The organism is Roseateles sp. GW821-FHT09G03, assembly GCF_059416045.1.
This window is the reverse complement of sequence record NZ_JBWKOK010000001.1, coordinates 916,122-931,358: the sequence shown is the minus strand read 5'-3', so window position 1 is coordinate 931,358 and position 15,237 is coordinate 916,122. Positions and strand designations below refer to the sequence as shown.

Annotated in this window: 16 protein-coding genes; 12 read left to right on the top strand and 4 right to left on the bottom strand. The window is 69.5% G+C overall.

What is annotated here, in order from left to right:
- The first annotated feature begins 5 nt into the window (after positions 1–5).
- The 9 genes from czcI to AC07OZ_RS04120 all read left to right on the top strand — a co-directional run bounded on the left by czcI (position 6) and on the right by AC07OZ_RS04120 (position 8,274).
- A complete protein-coding gene (gene czcI / locus AC07OZ_RS04160; RefSeq protein WP_495465889.1) occupies positions 6–389 on the top strand; it encodes a cation efflux protein, CzcI family in 384 nt (127 codons plus the stop codon).
- A gap of 229 nt (positions 390–618) precedes the next feature.
- Positions 619–1,881, top strand: coding sequence for a TolC family protein (locus tag AC07OZ_RS04155; protein ID WP_495465888.1), 1,263 nt, complete (start codon positions 619–621; stop codon positions 1,879–1,881).
- An 8-nt stretch (positions 1,882–1,889) separates the two neighbouring features.
- Positions 1,890–3,362 carry an efflux RND transporter periplasmic adaptor subunit gene (locus AC07OZ_RS04150; protein ID WP_495465887.1) on the top strand — a complete coding sequence of 491 codons (1,473 nt, stop codon included), beginning with the start codon at positions 1,890–1,892 and terminating at the stop codon, positions 3,360–3,362.
- Between the two features lie 10 nt (positions 3,363–3,372).
- Positions 3,373–6,510: an efflux RND transporter permease subunit gene (locus AC07OZ_RS04145; RefSeq protein WP_495465886.1), complete on the top strand. Its 3,138-nt coding sequence runs from the start codon at positions 3,373–3,375 to the stop codon at positions 6,508–6,510.
- Positions 6,511–6,625: 115 nt separating this feature from the next.
- Positions 6,626–6,829 (top strand): AbrB/MazE/SpoVT family DNA-binding domain-containing protein, encoded by a 204-nt coding sequence (locus tag AC07OZ_RS04140; RefSeq protein ID WP_495465885.1) that lies wholly within the window; start codon positions 6,626–6,628, stop codon positions 6,827–6,829.
- Entirely contained in the window at positions 6,822–7,043 is a 222-nt protein-coding gene (locus tag AC07OZ_RS04135) for an AbrB/MazE/SpoVT family DNA-binding domain-containing protein (protein ID WP_495465884.1), read from the top strand. The genes AC07OZ_RS04140 and AC07OZ_RS04135 overlap by 8 nt, the downstream gene beginning before the upstream one ends.
- Positions 7,043–7,504 carry a type II toxin-antitoxin system VapC family toxin gene (locus tag AC07OZ_RS04130; protein WP_495465883.1) on the top strand — a complete coding sequence of 154 codons (462 nt, stop codon included), beginning with the start codon at positions 7,043–7,045 and terminating at the stop codon, positions 7,502–7,504. The genes AC07OZ_RS04135 and AC07OZ_RS04130 overlap by 1 nt, the downstream gene beginning before the upstream one ends.
- A gap of 57 nt (positions 7,505–7,561) precedes the next feature.
- Complete coding sequence (locus AC07OZ_RS04125; RefSeq protein WP_495465882.1) at positions 7,562–7,783, top strand: AbrB/MazE/SpoVT family DNA-binding domain-containing protein; 222 nt, start codon at positions 7,562–7,564, stop codon at positions 7,781–7,783.
- Between the two features lie 38 nt (positions 7,784–7,821).
- Entirely contained in the window at positions 7,822–8,274 is a 453-nt protein-coding gene (locus tag AC07OZ_RS04120) for a DUF1801 domain-containing protein (protein WP_495466484.1), read from the top strand.
- Here AC07OZ_RS04120 and AC07OZ_RS04115 read toward each other — a convergent pair whose 3' ends face one another.
- Entirely contained in the window at positions 8,275–9,192 is a 918-nt protein-coding gene (locus AC07OZ_RS04115) for a pyridoxal-phosphate dependent enzyme (RefSeq protein WP_495465881.1), read from the bottom strand.
- 47 nt (positions 9,193–9,239) lie between these two features.
- Here AC07OZ_RS04115 and AC07OZ_RS04110 point away from each other — a divergent pair, with 47 nt between their 5' ends.
- A complete protein-coding gene (locus AC07OZ_RS04110; RefSeq protein ID WP_495465880.1) occupies positions 9,240–9,854 on the top strand; it encodes an HD domain-containing protein in 615 nt (204 codons plus the stop codon).
- On the opposite strand, the gene AC07OZ_RS04105 is transcribed toward AC07OZ_RS04110, so the two are convergent.
- On the bottom strand, positions 9,855–10,316 hold the full coding sequence (locus AC07OZ_RS04105; protein WP_495465879.1) for a carboxymuconolactone decarboxylase family protein: 462 nt from the start codon (positions 10,314–10,316) through the stop codon (positions 9,855–9,857).
- A gap of 137 nt (positions 10,317–10,453) precedes the next feature.
- Here AC07OZ_RS04105 and pdxR point away from each other — a divergent pair, with 137 nt between their 5' ends.
- Positions 10,454–11,866: a MocR-like pyridoxine biosynthesis transcription factor PdxR gene (gene pdxR / locus AC07OZ_RS04100; RefSeq protein WP_495465878.1), complete on the top strand. Its 1,413-nt coding sequence runs from the start codon at positions 10,454–10,456 to the stop codon at positions 11,864–11,866.
- A gap of 154 nt (positions 11,867–12,020) precedes the next feature.
- Positions 12,021–13,142, top strand: coding sequence for a DUF4126 family protein (locus AC07OZ_RS04095; protein ID WP_495465877.1), 1,122 nt, complete (start codon positions 12,021–12,023; stop codon positions 13,140–13,142).
- Between the two features lie 93 nt (positions 13,143–13,235).
- Here AC07OZ_RS04095 and AC07OZ_RS04090 read toward each other — a convergent pair whose 3' ends face one another.
- Positions 13,236–14,393, bottom strand: a complete 1,158-nt coding sequence (locus tag AC07OZ_RS04090; RefSeq protein WP_495465876.1) for a sterol desaturase family protein — start codon at positions 14,391–14,393, stop codon at positions 13,236–13,238.
- A 7-nt stretch (positions 14,394–14,400) separates the two neighbouring features.
- Entirely contained in the window at positions 14,401–15,180 is a 780-nt protein-coding gene (locus tag AC07OZ_RS04085; RefSeq protein ID WP_495465875.1) for a MipA/OmpV family protein, read from the bottom strand.
- Between the last annotated feature and the right edge of the window lie 57 nt (positions 15,181–15,237).

The following is a 15,237-nucleotide window of genomic DNA, read 5'->3' as shown; positions in this document are numbered from 1 at the left end:
GCCCCATGCGCCGCTGGTTGACCGTCTTCCTGCTGATCCTGCTGCCGCTCCAGCTGAGCTGGGCGGTGGCGGCGACCTATTGCGCGCATGAAGCCGATCCGGCGGTGAACCACATCGGGCACCACGAGCATCGGCATGAGGCGTCGGGCGACGCCTCGGACGCCGGAGCGGCGCCTGAAGCCGCGAAAGCGGAGAAGGCCGCCGACAAGGCCCTGACCTGCGTCGACGACGACTGCGGCTTCTGCCATCTAGGTCACAGCCAACCGGTGGCCAGCACGCCGATCGTGCTGCCGGCGATGGCCAGCCCGCTCGTTGAGGGCTCCGTGCCCGAGGTGTGGTCCTCGCGCGGCCCCGACCGGCGCGAGCGACCGAACTGGCGACCCGCCTGAACGGCGACCGCCCCGCGGCGCCGATTTGGGCGCCCCGCGTCGTTGCAAATCCTCGCCATAGCGCTGCTATGGCTCCGGTTTGCGCCTAGCGGTGCATCCCAACTCGACGCCGCGTCCATCGATGGCAGTCAGGGATGACTGGCCTCGCGTCGAGCGCTCGCCGATTCCTCGTTGATCCCCTTCCTGCCCGGCCGCCCTTGCGGCGGCGGGCACAACGCCGGAGTCTCCGATGCCCAAGTTCCTGGTGCCGCTGTGCAGCGCGGCACTGCTTTCGTTCACGCCGATGGCGTCACGGGCCGCGCCCGAAGCGCCGTCTTCCTCATCACAGTCGTCCGCGCTGCCGCTGACCCTGAGCGCCGCCATCGAGCGCGCGTTGACGAGCCACCCACGCCTGCGCGCGGCGTCCTTCGAAGTCGAGGCCGCCGACGGCGCGGTCCAGCAGGCCGCGCTGCCGCCCAATCCTTCGCTGGGACTCGAGCAGGAGGACACCCGTCGCGAGACGCGCACGGTCACCGTGCTACTGAGCCAGCCGCTGGAAATCGGCGGTCAGCGCGCCGCCCGGACGGCGCTGGCCCAGCGCGGCCGTGACATCGCGCAGGCCGGGCTGGACGCGATGCGCGCCGAGCTTCGGGCCGATGTGGTGCAGGCCTTCTTCACCGCGCTGGTCGCGCAGGAGCGGGTCACCGCCGCCGAGGAATCGCTCCGCATCGCCGGCGGCGGCGCCGACGCGACCGCGCGGCGCGTGGCCGCCGGCAAACTCGCGCCGAACGACGAGACGCGGGCGCGCGTGGCCGAAGCCACCGCGCGCATCGAGCTGCGCCAGGCCCAGGCGGACCGGCTCGCCGCGCGGCACACGCTGGCGGCGGCCGTCGGGATGGACGAGGCGTTGATCGGCGCACTCGACGGCAGCGCCGGCTCGCTGCCGGCCTTGCCCGCCGAGGCCGATATCGCCCGCCGTCTGGTCGACGCGCCGGCGTTGCGGCGCGCGCGGCTCGAGGTCGAGCGCGCGCAGGCCGCGTACGAGCTCGAACGCGCGCGCCGCATCCCCGACGTCACGGTGACTCTCGGCGCAAAGCGCGCGCAGGAGATCGGCCGCAACCAGGCCGTGATCGGCGTGTCGATGCCGCTGCCGCTGTTCGATCGCAACCAGGGCGCGCAGCGCGAGGCGCTCAAGCGCCGCCAGGCCGCGGAGCAACTCGCGGAGGCCGAGTCCCTGCGGCTGCGCGCCGAAGTGCTGAGTGCGGCGGACGAGCTCGGCGCCCGCGCAGACGAGGTCGACGCCCTGCAGCGCACCGTGCTGCCCGGCGCCCGCGAGGCCTACACCGCCGCGACGCGTGGCTTCGAACTCGGCAAGTTCGGCTTCCTGGAGGTGCTCGACGCGCAGCGCACCTGGCTGCAGGCGCGGGTGCAGTGGCTCGACGCGCTGTCGCGGGCGCATCGCGCCAACGCCGACCTCGAGCGCCGCCTCGGCGCGCCCGTCCAGCAACCGTGAGAACGACGATGAATTTCAACCAGCAAGACAACAAGGCGTCCTCGGGACGCGGACTGCCCAAGAGGCAACTGATCGCGATCGCGGTGCTCGTGGCCATCGGCCTCGGCGGCGGCGCGGCCATCCTCGCCTCCGGCGCCACCGCCTCGCCCAAGGGCGGCCATGGCGAGCACGCCGAGGGCGGCCATGGCGAGCACGCCGAGGGGGGCCATGACGATCATGGTCATGAGGGGGAGAAGAGCTCGGGCGAGCACAAAGGCGAGCAAAAGAGCGAGCAAAGAGGCGATCACAAACACGAGGACAAGGACGAGCACGCTGGCGACGCCAAGGGTGCCGGGTCGGGCGATGCGCATCGGTCCGGAGCGGCTGGCGGGGAGGCCTCGCACAAGGAGGCGGGTGGCAAGGACGATGGCCACGGCCATGGCACGGGCGAGCCTGAAACCATCGCGATGAGCGAGGCGCAGATCAAGTCCGCCGCGATCGCGCTGGAGACCGCGGGGCCGGCGTCGATCCGGACGACGACGCGCCTGCCTGGCGAGATCGGCTTCAACGAGGACCGCACCGCGCATGTGGTGCCTCGCGTGGCCGGTGTCGTCGAGGCGGTGCCCGCGACGCTCGGGCAGACCGTGCGCAAGGGCGAGCTGCTGGCGGTGATCGCCAGCGCGCAGGTGTCGGACCAGCGCAGCGACCTGCTCGCGGCGCAGAAACGCGAGCAGCTGGCGCGCAAGACCTTCGACCGCGAACGCAAGCTGTGGGAGGAGAAGATCTCCCCGCGGCAGGACGTCGACATCGCCGAACAGGCGCTGCGCGAGGCCGAGATCGCCGTCGCCAACGCGCGCCAGAAGCTGATCGCCATCGGCGCCGCGCCGGGTTCCCTGGCGGGCGCCACGAGCGGCGGCGCGCTCACGCGCTTCGAGCTGCGCGCGCCGTTCGACGGCGTCGTCGTCGAGAAACACCTGACGCTGGGCGAGCAGGTGAAGGAGGACGCGAGCGTCTTCGTCCTGTCTGACCTGCGCACCGTGTGGGCGCGCATCGACGTGCCGGCCGGCGACCTGGCCAAGGTGCGCGTGGGCGAACGCGCCGTCGTGCGCTCGGCCGCCTTCGAGCAGTCGGCCGACGGCAAGGTCGCCTACGTCGGCGCGCTGATCGGTGGACAGAGCCGCACCGCGCAGGCGCGCATCTCGCTGGCGAATCCGGACGGCGCCTGGCGGCCCGGCCTGTTCGTCAACGTCGACGTCGTGACCGGCGAGGCCCCCGCGCCGGTGACCGTGGCCGCCGACGCGGTCCAGGTCTTCGAGGACCGTCAGGTCGTCTTCGTGCGCACCGCCGAAGGCTTCGCCGCGCAAGCGGTGAAGACCGGTCGCGGCGACGGCCGTCGCATCGAGATCGTCGACGGCCTGAAGGCCGGCGCCAAGGTCGCGGCGGTCAACGCCTTCGTCATCAAGTCCGAGGCCGGCAAGGGCTCCGCGACGCATTCGCACTGACGGAGACGACATGTTCGAACGCATCATCCGATTCGCCATCGAGCACCGATGGCTGGTGCTGGTGGCCGTGCTGGGCATGGCCGCGCTGGGGGTCTTCAGCTACCAGAAGCTGCCCATCGACGCGGTGCCCGACATCACCAACGTGCAGGTGCAGATCAACACCGGCGCGCCGGGCTACTCGCCCTTGGAGGCGGAGCAGCGCGTGACCTTCCCGGTCGAGACCGCGATGGCGGGCCTGCCGGGGCTGAAGCAGACGCGCTCGCTGTCGCGCTACGGGCTGTCGCAGGTGACGGTGATCTTCCGCGACGGCACCGACATCCACTTCGCACGGCAACTGGTCAACGAGCGGCTGCAGGCCGCGCGCGAGCACCTGCCCGACGGTTTGACGCCGGCGATGGGGCCTGTGTCCACGGGCCTGGGCGAGATCTACCAATGGACGATCGAGGCCGAGGAGGGCGCGCGCAAGCCGGACGGCTCGCCCTACACGCCGATCGACCTGCGCGAGATCCAGGACTGGGTCGTCAAGCCGCAGCTGCGCAACGTGCCGGGCGTGACCGAGGTCAACACCATCGGCGGCTTCGCCAAGGAGTTCGAAGTGGCGCCCGACCCCGGGCGGCTGTCGTCGCACGGGCTGACGCTGGCGGAGGTCGTCGAGGCGCTGGAGCGCAACAACGCCAACGTCGGCGCCGGCTACATCGAGCGCCGCGGCGAGCAGTACCTGATCCGCGCCCCGGGCCAGTTGCGCGACCTGGCCGACATCGGCAACGTCGTGCTGCGCACCGACGGCGGCGTGCCGGTGCGGGTGCGCGACGTGGCGCAGGTCGGCATCGGCAAGGAGCTGCGCAGCGGCGCGGCCACCGACAACGGCCGCGAGGTCGTGCTGGGCACCGTCTTCATGCTGATCGGCGAGAACAGCCGCAGCGTGGCGCAGGCGGTGGACCGCAAGATGAAGGAGGTCGCGACCACGCTGCCGAAGGGCGTGCACGTCGTGACCGTCTACGACCGCACGGTGCTGGTGGACAAGGCGATCGCGACGGTCAAGCGCAACCTGGTCGAGGGCGCGGTGCTGGTGATCGCGGTGCTCTTCCTGTTCCTGGGCAACCTGCGGGCGGCGGTGCTGACGGCTCTGGTGATTCCGCTCTCCATGCTGTTCACGTTCACAGGCATGGTCGGCCAGAAGGTCAGCGCCAACCTGATGAGCCTGGGCGCGCTGGACTTCGGGATCATCGTGGACGGCGCGGTCGTGATCGTCGAGAACTGCGTGCGGCGTCTGGCGCATGCGCAGTCGCGGCTGGGCCGGCCGCTGACGCGCACGGAGCGCTTCCACGAGGTCTTCGCCGCCGCGCAGGAGGCGCGCCGGCCGCTGCTGTTCGGGCAGTTGATCATCATGGTGGTCTATCTGCCGATCTTCGCGCTGACCGGCGTGGAGGGACGGATGTTCCATCCGATGGCGGTGACCGTGGTGATGGCGCTGCTGGGCGCGATGATCCTCTCGATCACTTTCGTGCCGGCGGCGGTCGCGCTGTTCATCGGCGACAAGGTCCAGGAGAAGGAAAGCCGCGTGATGGCGTGGGCGCATCGCGCCTACGAACCGCTGCTGGTCAAGGCCATGGCCGCGCGTCCGGTGGTCATCACCGGCGCGGCGGTTGCGGTGGTGTTGTCGACGCTGCTCGCGACGCGGCTGGGCAGCGAGTTCGTGCCCAGCCTCAACGAAGGCGACTTCGCGGTGCAGGCGCTGCGGCTGCCGGGCACCAGCCTGTCGCAGTCGGTGGCGATGCAGCAGCAGATGGAGGCGCACCTGACGCAGAAGTTCCCCGAGATCGAGCGCGTGTTCTCGCGCACCGGCACGGCGGAGATCGCGGCGGACCCGATGCCGCCGAACATCTCCGATGCCTACGTGATGCTCAAGCCGCAAGACCAGTGGCCCGAGCCGCGCCGCACACGCGACGCCTTGATCGTGGCGGTGCAGGAGGAACTCGCGACGCTGCCGGGGCAGAACTACGAGTTCTCCCAACCGATCCAGCTGCGCTTCAACGAGCTGATCTCCGGCGTGCGCTCGGACGTGGCGGTGAAGGTCTTCGGCGACGACATGGACCAGCTGAACGCGGCGGCGACAAAGATCGCCGCGGTGCTCGGCGGACTCGACGGCGCCGCGGAAGTCAACGTCGAGCAGACGACCGGACTGCCGATGCTCACCGTCGACATCGATCGCGAGAAGGCGGGACGGCACGGACTGAACCTGCAGGACGTGCAGCAGCTAGTCGCGACGGCGACCGGCGGGGCGCATGCGGGCACGCTGTTCGAGGGCGACCGGCGCTTCTCGATCGTCGTGCGCCTGGCCGAGGCGCTGCGCACCGATCTGGCGGCGATCGAGCGCCTGCCCGTGCCTTTGCCCAAGGGCGCTGACGGCGCGACGCGTTTCATTCCCTTGTCGGAGGTGGCCAGCCTGTCGCTGGCGCCGGGGCCCAACCAGGTCAGCCGGGAGGACGGCAAGCGGCGCGTCGTCGTCAGCGCGAACGTGCGCGGCCGGGACCTGGGTTGGTTCGTCGCCGAGGCCCAGCAGACGGTGACCTCGCAGGTCGCGTTGCCGTCGGGCTACTGGCTGGGCTGGGGCGGCCAGTTCGAGAACCTGCAGTCGGCCAGCGAACGCCTGCGCGTCGTGGTGCCAGTGGCGCTCGGCCTGGTCTTCGTGCTGCTGTTCGCGATGTTCGGCAACGCGCGGGACGGGCTGCTGGTGTTCTCGGGCATCCCTTTCGCGTTGACCGGCGGCGTGCTGGCACTGTGGATGCGCGGGATCCCGCTGTCGATCTCGGCGGCGGTGGGCTTCATCGCGCTGAGCGGCGTGGCGGTGCTGAACGGGCTGGTGATGATCTCCTTCATCCGCCAGTTGAGGGAGCAGGGCCGTCCGCTGGGGGAGGCCATCCACGAGGGGGCGTTGACGCGCCTGCGGCCGGTGCTGATGACGGCGCTGGTGGCATCGCTCGGATTCGTGCCGATGGCGCTGGCCACGGGCACCGGCGCCGAAGTGCAGCGGCCGCTCGCGACGGTTGTGATCGGCGGGATCCTGTCCTCGACGGCGCTGACGCTGCTGGTGCTGCCGGTGCTGTACCGGTGGGTGTATCGACGGGATGAACACTCATCCACGTGAGTGAGCTGCCTTGTCGAAGTGGCCTCGGTGCCAAATCGACAAGTGCAGGTCATGGCATCCGGAGCGACATCTCCCTAGAGTGGCTGCATCGCTTCGCAAGGAGAGTGGTGTGGCTATGTCGAAGATGGAAATGAACGGACGGATCGTCGTTCCCAAGGACATCCGGAAGGCCGTTGGCGCCAAGCTCGGCACGCGCTTCATCTGGAGCTTGACGGAAGATGGCTGCATCCACGTCGTTGCGAAGTCGAAGAGGCCGGTCGCGGAAGTGATGCCGCAGCCGGATTCCGGTGACTCACTGAATGGAGATGGCAATGCATGAAACGTTTCTGAGCGAGCAAGGCACCCTGCAGGTGCCTGCGGAGATCCTGAAGGAGTTGGGGGCAAAGCCTGGCACCCCGTTCGTCTGGTACACCCGTGGCGACAATACCCTCTATGTTCGCGCCAAGACCAAAACCTGGGATGACTTGGTGGGGATGCTGAAGCCGCGCAACGGCAGGACGGTATCCGTCGAAGAGATGAGTCCGTTCCGCTGATGGGCGCCGTCGATACCAACGTCCTGATTCGGTGCATCGTTCAGGACGATCAACGTCAATGTGGCGCAGTCGCTCGATTGCGGGAACGCTACATGCAGAAAGGCAGCAAGCTTTTCGTGCCTGTGACGGTCCTGCTGGAGTTTGAATGGGTGCTGCGAAGTCGCTTCAACTTCGACAAGACTGAAGTTATCGCCGCCATGTCGACGATCTTGAACGCCAGCGACTTTGTCGTCGAGCGAGAGATGGCGATGGTCGAAGCGCTCGCAGAATTCAAGGTGTGCGATGCGGATCTTGCCGACTGCATGCATGCACGGATTTCGGCATGGGAGGGGCAGGAGCCGCTTCACACATTCGATCGTCGTGCTTCGACCCTGCCGGGCGCACAACTGCTCAGCATCAGGGTGGAAGAGCCGAGACCAGCATGGCGAAGGAGTCCGATTCAGGTTCGAGTAATGGCGTAATGGGGAGGGACGAACCGTCCCTCCCGCGAGACCCTAGCAGTCAAGAACGGCAGCGACATGGAAGAGACGACATTGAAGGCGAACGGGACACTAACGTTGCCGGCGTCGATTCGAAAGAAAATCGGCGCTAAGGCGGGCATGCGCTTCCTGTGGGGCTTGATGCCCGATGGAACGCTGATCGTCCAGGCGAAGAACAAGTCTCTGCTGGACATGCGCGGGCTGCTAAAGCCCAAGAAGGGACTTCATGTGTCGATCGAGGAGATGAACCCTTGGGTCTGAGGATGGTGATCAACACGGGAGTGATAACGTCTCCCCCCATGACTCGCAAGCCATCAAGACCGACCGCCTGGGCGACTGAAGGTGACCGCGACGTAGTCCTGCTCACCGGCGGCAACCCGCAGATCCCGAAAGGGTTCGGCGATGAACCGGTGCAGGCGTATATCGCAGCGCTGCAGGATTGGAAGCAGGCGGTGGTGAGACGCATGAACGCGCTGATCGTCGAGGCCGTGCCCGGCGTGCGCAAGGCCGTGAAGTGGAACTCGCCGATGTATGGCCTCGATGGCACGACCTGGTTCCTTGGCCTCCATGTGATGACGCGCTATGTGAAGGTCGCGTTCTTCAACGGCAAGTCGCTGGACCCGATGCCGCCCGTCGATTCGAAGACGGCTCACGCCCGCTATCTGCATGTGAGCGAGAAGGAGCCCCTCGACGAGGCCGCCTTCGTCGCCTGGGTGAAAGCCGCGAGCGCGATCCCTGGCGAAAAGATGTGATCAGCGCGCGGCGCGCCAGTCGATGAGGTCCTCGTAAGTCGCGCACGCACCGCCGCAGAGGATCACCAGCACGTTCCTGGCCTTCTGCAGCGCGGGGACTTCGCGCTTGAGGGTCGCCGCGACCGCGGCCCCGCACGCGGGTTCGACGATCAGACGGTGTTCCTTCGCCACGTCGAGGCAGGCCTGCACCGCCTCGGCATCGGTCACCGTCGTGGCAGTCACCGCATGCCGCTTCGTCCACGCGAAAGCCTGCTCGCTAACCCGTCGCGCGCCAAGCGAAGTCGCGAGGCTGGTGATCGCGTCCAGGGTCACCAGTTCACCCGCGGCGATCGCCGCGTTGAGTGAATGAGCGCCGATGGTTTCAGCCGCCACCAGCGGCACGTCCTGCCACCCGGCCGCGTGCATGCCCTGCAGCACGCCGCTCATCAGGCCGCCGCCGCCGACCGAGAGCACGACCGCGTCCGGCTTCGGCGCCTGCGTCGCCGCCTCCGCGATCATCGACGCATGGCCGTCCCACAGCAGCGGGTCGTCGAACGGATGGATGAAGGCGTCGGTCGGCTCGCGCAGCGACATCAGGTGGTCATTGGCTTCCATCCAGCTCTTGCCATGGACGACGACCTCCGCGCCCTGACGACGGATCAGCGTCTTGGGCCACTCGCGCGTCGTCTCCGGCACCACGACCACGACGGGCAGCCCGAGCCGCCGTCCCGCGTACGCGACCGCAATCCCCGCGTTGCCGCCCGAGGACGACAACAGCCGCGTCGCACCGCGCGACGCGTGGACTTCGCAGGCATGGCCGATGCCGCGCAGCTTGAACGAACCGCAGGGCTGGAGGGCTTCGAGCTTCAGCGAGACGCGCTGGTCGGGCGTGCTGAACGCGTCGGATTCGACGGTGGGCGTGATGATGTGGATGGCCATCCGAGGATCGTAGCGCGAGGGCCGGCAGCCGCTACCATCCAGCGCACATGAATGCCCTCTTCGAACGATCCTGGCAGCGCGCCTGGTCCGCCCTCGTCGGCGAACGCGACGGCACCGCGCTGCGCGACGAGCTGCTCGCCCGCTACGCGGAGCCGCAACGCAAGTACCACACGGGTCAGCATCTCGAGGAATGTCTGGCGCTGTTCGACGAGGTCGGCGATCTCGCCGCGCATCCCGCCGAGGTCGAGATGGCGCTCTGGTTCCACGACGCGATCTACGACGTGAAGGGCTCCGGCAACGAGGAACGCAGCGCCGAGTGGGCCCATGAGGCGCTGCTCGCCGCCGGCGTGAGCCGCGAGGTCGCCGATCGCGTCCGGCACCTGGTGCTGGTCACGAAACACGACGGCGTGCCGGCCAGCGTCGACGAGCAGGTGCTCGTCGACATCGACCTCGCGATCCTCGGCGCCGAGCGCCTGCGCTTCGACGAGTACGAGCGCCAGATCCGCGATGAATACGCGTACGTGCCGGGTTTCCTCTTCCGCCGCAAGCGCAAGCAGATCCTCAGGATCTTCCTGGATCGACCGGTGCTGTACAGCACGCCGGCGCTGCATGAGCGGCTGGACGCGCGCGCCCGCGAGAACCTGCGGCGCGCGATCGGCTGATCAGCGTGTCGCGGCCGCGACCGCCTGCGGCGTGTTGCGGAAGCTGATGGCCAGGCGGTTGTAGGTGTTCATCAGGCCGATCGCGATCGTGAGGTCGACGAGTTCCTTCTCGTTGAACACCGCGCTGACGGCGGCGTAGTCGGCATCGGGCACGCCGGTCGTCGCGACACGCGTGACGGACTCCGCCCAGGCCAGCGCCCCGCGCTCGCGGGCGTCGAAGAGCGTGCCGCCTTCCTGCCAGGCCTGCACCAGCGCAAGCTTCTCGACGGGCACCCCCTTCTTCAGCAGGTCGCGGGTGTGCATGTCCAGGCAGTACGCGCAGTTGTTGATCTGCGAGATCCGCAGGAAGACGAGTTCGACGAGCGCCGGCGACAGGCCGCTCTGGGCGACGTAACCGTAGACACCGCCGAGCGCCTTGACGCCGGCGGGAGCGATCTGGCTGTAGTCGAGACGTTGGGACATGGTGGGCTCCTTGGGAATGAAATGGAAAGACAGGGATGAACAGGGGGCGGGTGGTCGATGCGTGATCGATGACTGGATTCTTCTCCCACCGTGGTGCAAAGTGGAGTCCCAAGAACTACAGGAATCGCTGTACCACGATGAGCACGCCGCTGAGCCTTTCGCTCGACAAGTCGTCGACCATTCCGCTGGCCGACCAGATCCACCGCGGCATCGCGACGGCCATCGAGCAGCAGGTGCTCCAGGCCGGCATGCGGCTGCCGTCCTGGATCGATCTGGCGGCGCAACTGGGGGTGGCGCGCGGGACCGTGCGCGTGGCCTACGAGAAGCTGGCCGCCGCGCAGATGATCGAGGCGTCGCGTTCCGCCGGGACACGCGTCGCGGAGCGGCCCGCCGCCGCGCGCCGCAGCGAGAGGACGCTCGATCCCGGACCGTTCATCTCGATGTACCGTGAGCTGACGGCGGGCCCGGGGATCTTCCAGCCCGGCATTCCATCGCGCGACAGCCTGCCCTCGAAGCTGATGCAGCGGCTCCGCGCGCGGGCGCTGCTGGCCGAGACGACCGGCGCGGCGCTCTATCCCGATCCGCGCGGCGAGCTGGAACTGCGCCGCGAGATCGCCGCCTACCTCGCCGTCGCCCGCGGCGTGGTCTGCTCGCCGGACCAGGTGCTCGTCACCGGCGGGTACGCGGCGGGGCTTGGCATCACCTTGCGAGTGCTGGGGATCGAAGGGCGCATGGCGTGGATGGAGGAGCCCGGCTTCTTCTTCACGCGCCAGGCGTTGATGCTCGGTCGCCTCACGCCGATTTCCGTGCCGGTCGATGAAGAGGGAATCGATGTCGACGCCGGCTGGTCGCGCGCGCCAGACGCGGCGCTGGCCGTCGTCACGCCGGGGCAGCAGGCGCCGCTGGGCGTGACGATGTCGCTGCAGCGCCGGCTGCGGCTGCTCGACTGGGCGGCGAGCACCGGCGGCTGGATCGTCGAGGACGACTATCTGAGCGAGCTGCAGCTGCAGGGCCGCGCCGCGCCGGCGCTCGCGTCGCTGGACCAGCACGGGCGGGTGATCCACATCGGCTCCTTCAGCAAGACGATCGATCCTCGGCTGCGGCTCGGGTTCGTCGTCGCGCCCGCGGCGATGGCGGCGCGTTTCGCGGAGGTCGCCGCGTGCCTGGCGCCGCCGCCGGGGCCGGCCGCTCAACTCGCGATTGCGGCGTTCATGCGCGACGGGCACTACCTGCGTCATCTGCGTCGCGCCAAGCGGCTGTACCTGGCGCAGCGTGACGGCCTGCTGGACCTGTTGCACCAGCGCGGCCTGGAGACCTTGCCCGCGGCCCTGGCGGTGCTCGTCCGGACGCCGGCGGGCGCCTCGGACCTCGCGATTGCGCGGGACCTGTTCGCCTTCGGCATCTCGCCGGCGCCGCTGTCGGTCTGGTTTGCCGAACCGGAGCGCGCACAGCCAGGGCTGATGCTCAGCGTCGCGACGGCGCCGCAGGCGCAGGTCGCTCGCGCCTGCGACCGGCTGCTGGAGGCGATCGCCCGGCACGCGCCGCGTTGAAGCCGGCCACGCCGCGGAAGTCACCGGCGTCGGCGGGGGTTGTCGGCGTCGGCGGCTCGTACCGACGGCGAGGCCGGTGCCGGCAACACGTCATCCCGGGAGGAACGACCCTTGCCACGAGGGCGGCTCCACTCCGATCTTGACGGGAACTCCCATGGACCTCGACCACCGCCCGCCGCGCGACCTCTGCGTGGGCACCGCTTCCGGACTGCTCGGCGGCCTGATCGGCGCCGCCGCGATGACCGCCTTCCAGGCGGGGCTGGAGCGGGTCGGCATCACTTCAGGGGTACGGGGCATGCCGTCGACCGAGCGTGCCGCCGATCGCCTGGCGACACTCGCCGGCCGGAGACTGCCCTCGCGCCAGCGCCCCGTCGCCGGCGAAGCCGTCCACTACGGGATGGGGTCGCTGGTCGGAGGCCTCTACGGCGCCGCGGCCGAACTCGATCCGCGGGTGACCTGCGGGCGCGGGACCGTCTTCGGCGTGGCTGCGGCGACCGTCGTCGACGAGACACTCGTCCCCGCGTTCCGCTTCGGCGATCCGATCACGCGGGCGCCGCTGCAATCGCATCCGTATTCGTATGCGTCGCACTTGGTCTACGGCGCCTTCACCGAGTCGGCACGCCAGCTGTTCCGCCGATTCTTCGGGCGGGTGCGTGCGGGCGCGCAGGTCGTCCGCGAGGCCAGGGCGCAGGGTGTGCCGGTCGTCGCGGTCAAGCCGGCGGACTCCCGGCGCACGCTGCTGATGGCCTTCCTGCTCGGCAGTACGGCCGGTCCACGGACCAGCGCGCCGCTCACCGTCACGAGCTGGGCCGCGAAGCTCGGCTGGATCGATGTGAAGGACTCGCCGCTGGCCTTCCTCGCCTCGGCGCACGCCGTGGCGGTGACCACGCCGATGGCGATCGGGGAGCTCATCGTCGACAAGCTGCCGGCTACGCCCGATCGCACCGATCCGCCGGGGCTCGCGGCGCGTGCCGTCAGCGGGGCGATCTCGGGCGCGGCGCTGGCGGGCGGGCGCTCATGGCCGGCCGCCTTCGCGGGCGCGATGGGCGCGGTCGTCGCGACCTATGTCGGGTACACGCTGCGCGAGAAACTGTCCGATGCGCTCGGCCACGACTTTCCCGTGGCGGCGGTCGAGGACCTGATCGCCTTCGGCGGCGCAACGATGGTGTGCCTGGCCCAGTTGGGCGGCAGCGAGGAGGCGGCGCCTGCCGCCGCCGCACGGCAGGCGGATTCTTACGACGACGCGCTCTCGGTGCTGGGCTGGCCACACAGCTGAAGCGGCAGGACCTGGCGGCCGTCTCGTCAGAGGGTCGGCCGCAGGCGCGGTGGACGCCCTGGCATCACACCGCGGCCTTGCGTCGCGGCAGCCCTAGGTCAGGGCGGCGATCAACGCGGCGCAGAGTGCCATCGCACCGAGATAGAGGCCCCAACCACGCCAGCGGCGGGCGCGGTCTCCGGGAGCGCCGCGATCGTCTTCGCCTCGGGCCAGCATGGCGCCTGCCGCATACAGCCCGGCGGCGATCAACGACGCGGCGAGCAGGTTGCGGCCCTCGCTCATGTCGTCGCTGACATCGAGCCAGAACGCCGACGCCACGCCCGTCATCGCGACGAGACTCACGGCGCGCCAGCGGTCCAGCCGGCTGACCGGCGGATCGAAGCGCGGTTGCCGCAGCCGTTCGTCATCGGGCGCGGCCATCGTCGGCATGCCCGGCGGTGCCCAGCCCGGCGACTTGAACAGCACGCGGATCCGGTCCGTCCATCGCGGCGTGGCCCGGGCCCGGTCGAACAACTCGCCGTAGAACTGCCCCACCGCCCGGATCGGATTCCAGCTGTGCAGCGGCTTGACCGTGCCGTAGACGCAGGGCTCGGTCTCCTCGGCGAAGGTGCCGAACATCCGGTCCCAGATCACGAGCACCGCGCCGTAGTTCCTGTCCAGGTAGCCCGGATTCACTGCATGGTGGACGCGGTGGTTGGACGGCGTCGAGAACACGCGGTCCAGCCAGCCCAGCCGACCGATGTGCTCGGTGTGGATCCAGAACTGGTACAGCAGCACGAACAGGCCCGCGGCGACGTACTGCTCCAGCGGCAGCCCCAGCAGCGCCATCGGCAGGAAGAACGGCCAGCCCATCACCGCGTAGAAGCTCTCCTGGCGCAGGGCGGTCGTCAGGTTGAAGTGCTCGCTCTGGTGGTGCACCGTGTGCGCCGCCCAGAAGAGGGCGCTCTCATGGCTGACACGGTGCAGCCAGTAGTCGCAGAAGTCGTAGATCACGATCGCGACCGCCCAGCCCCACCAGCCGTCCCAGGCCGAGGCCGGGACCAGCGCCAGATGCGGCTGCAGCCACGCGTACATGCCGTTCTGGAACAGCGGCGTGACCGCGGCGACCGCCAGGCTCATCAGGCCCTGGCTCAGGCTGCTGATCGAGTCCGGCAGCCGGTAGGTGTCGCGCCCCTTCAGCCGCCCCCACAGCCATTCGAAGGCGATCAGGAGTCCGAACAGCGGGACGGCGATGAGGAGGACGCGATGCATGGGGAAACTAGAACCGGTACCAGAGGCTGGCGCTGAAGGTCTGCTGCGACTTGGAGGTCGTCAGCGGCGATCGCGACGCGTCGCCCACCAGCCGCGCATTCAGCCACTGGCCGCTGACGGACCAGCGCTCGGAGAACTTGTGCTCGCCGCTGAGCGCGATGCTCCAGTCCATCAGGCCGGCACGCGGGTGCCATTCGGGCAGGCCGCTCGCGCGGGATTCGCCCGCGCCGATGCCGTAGCTGCTGCGCAGGTGCGCGCCGTTGGCCGCGGTGGTCGCCAGCGTGATGGCGATGAGGTCGTCTCCGACCGGGATCCCCGACGTCAGCCCCACCTCGAACAGCTGCCCGTCATGCCGGCGGCCGCTGCCCCAGGAGAACCCCGACTGCAGCATGAGCCAGGAGGCCGCCTGGACGTTCGCGAACGCCTCCGTCGTGACGCGTGAGCCCAGTCGGTCGATGCCTTTGGGGGTGACCCGCGACGGCCGTCCGAACTGAGGCCACAGCCGCGCGCCGACCTGCCAGGTCGAGGCGGTCTCGGCATCAGCCAGCAAGGGCACGAGGTTCCAGCCGACCCCCAGGTCCGTGGAGACGAAGGCGCCATTGGAAGTCAGCACCTCCACGGCCGGCAGCAGGTCGTTGCTGCGGGCACGGCTGCCTGGCGCGGAGGGCCAACTGCGGGTCGAGACGCCGCCGAACCAGCTCGTTTGCGCTGGCGGCGCGTCCATCAGCACCAAGCTGCCCGCGGCCAGGGCCGGCAGGGGCGCGATGCCGGCGGTCAGGCCGGCCATCAGGAGCTGGATCTGGAGCTGGGGGAGGGGAGGTCGAGGGACGCGGCGCATGAGGGG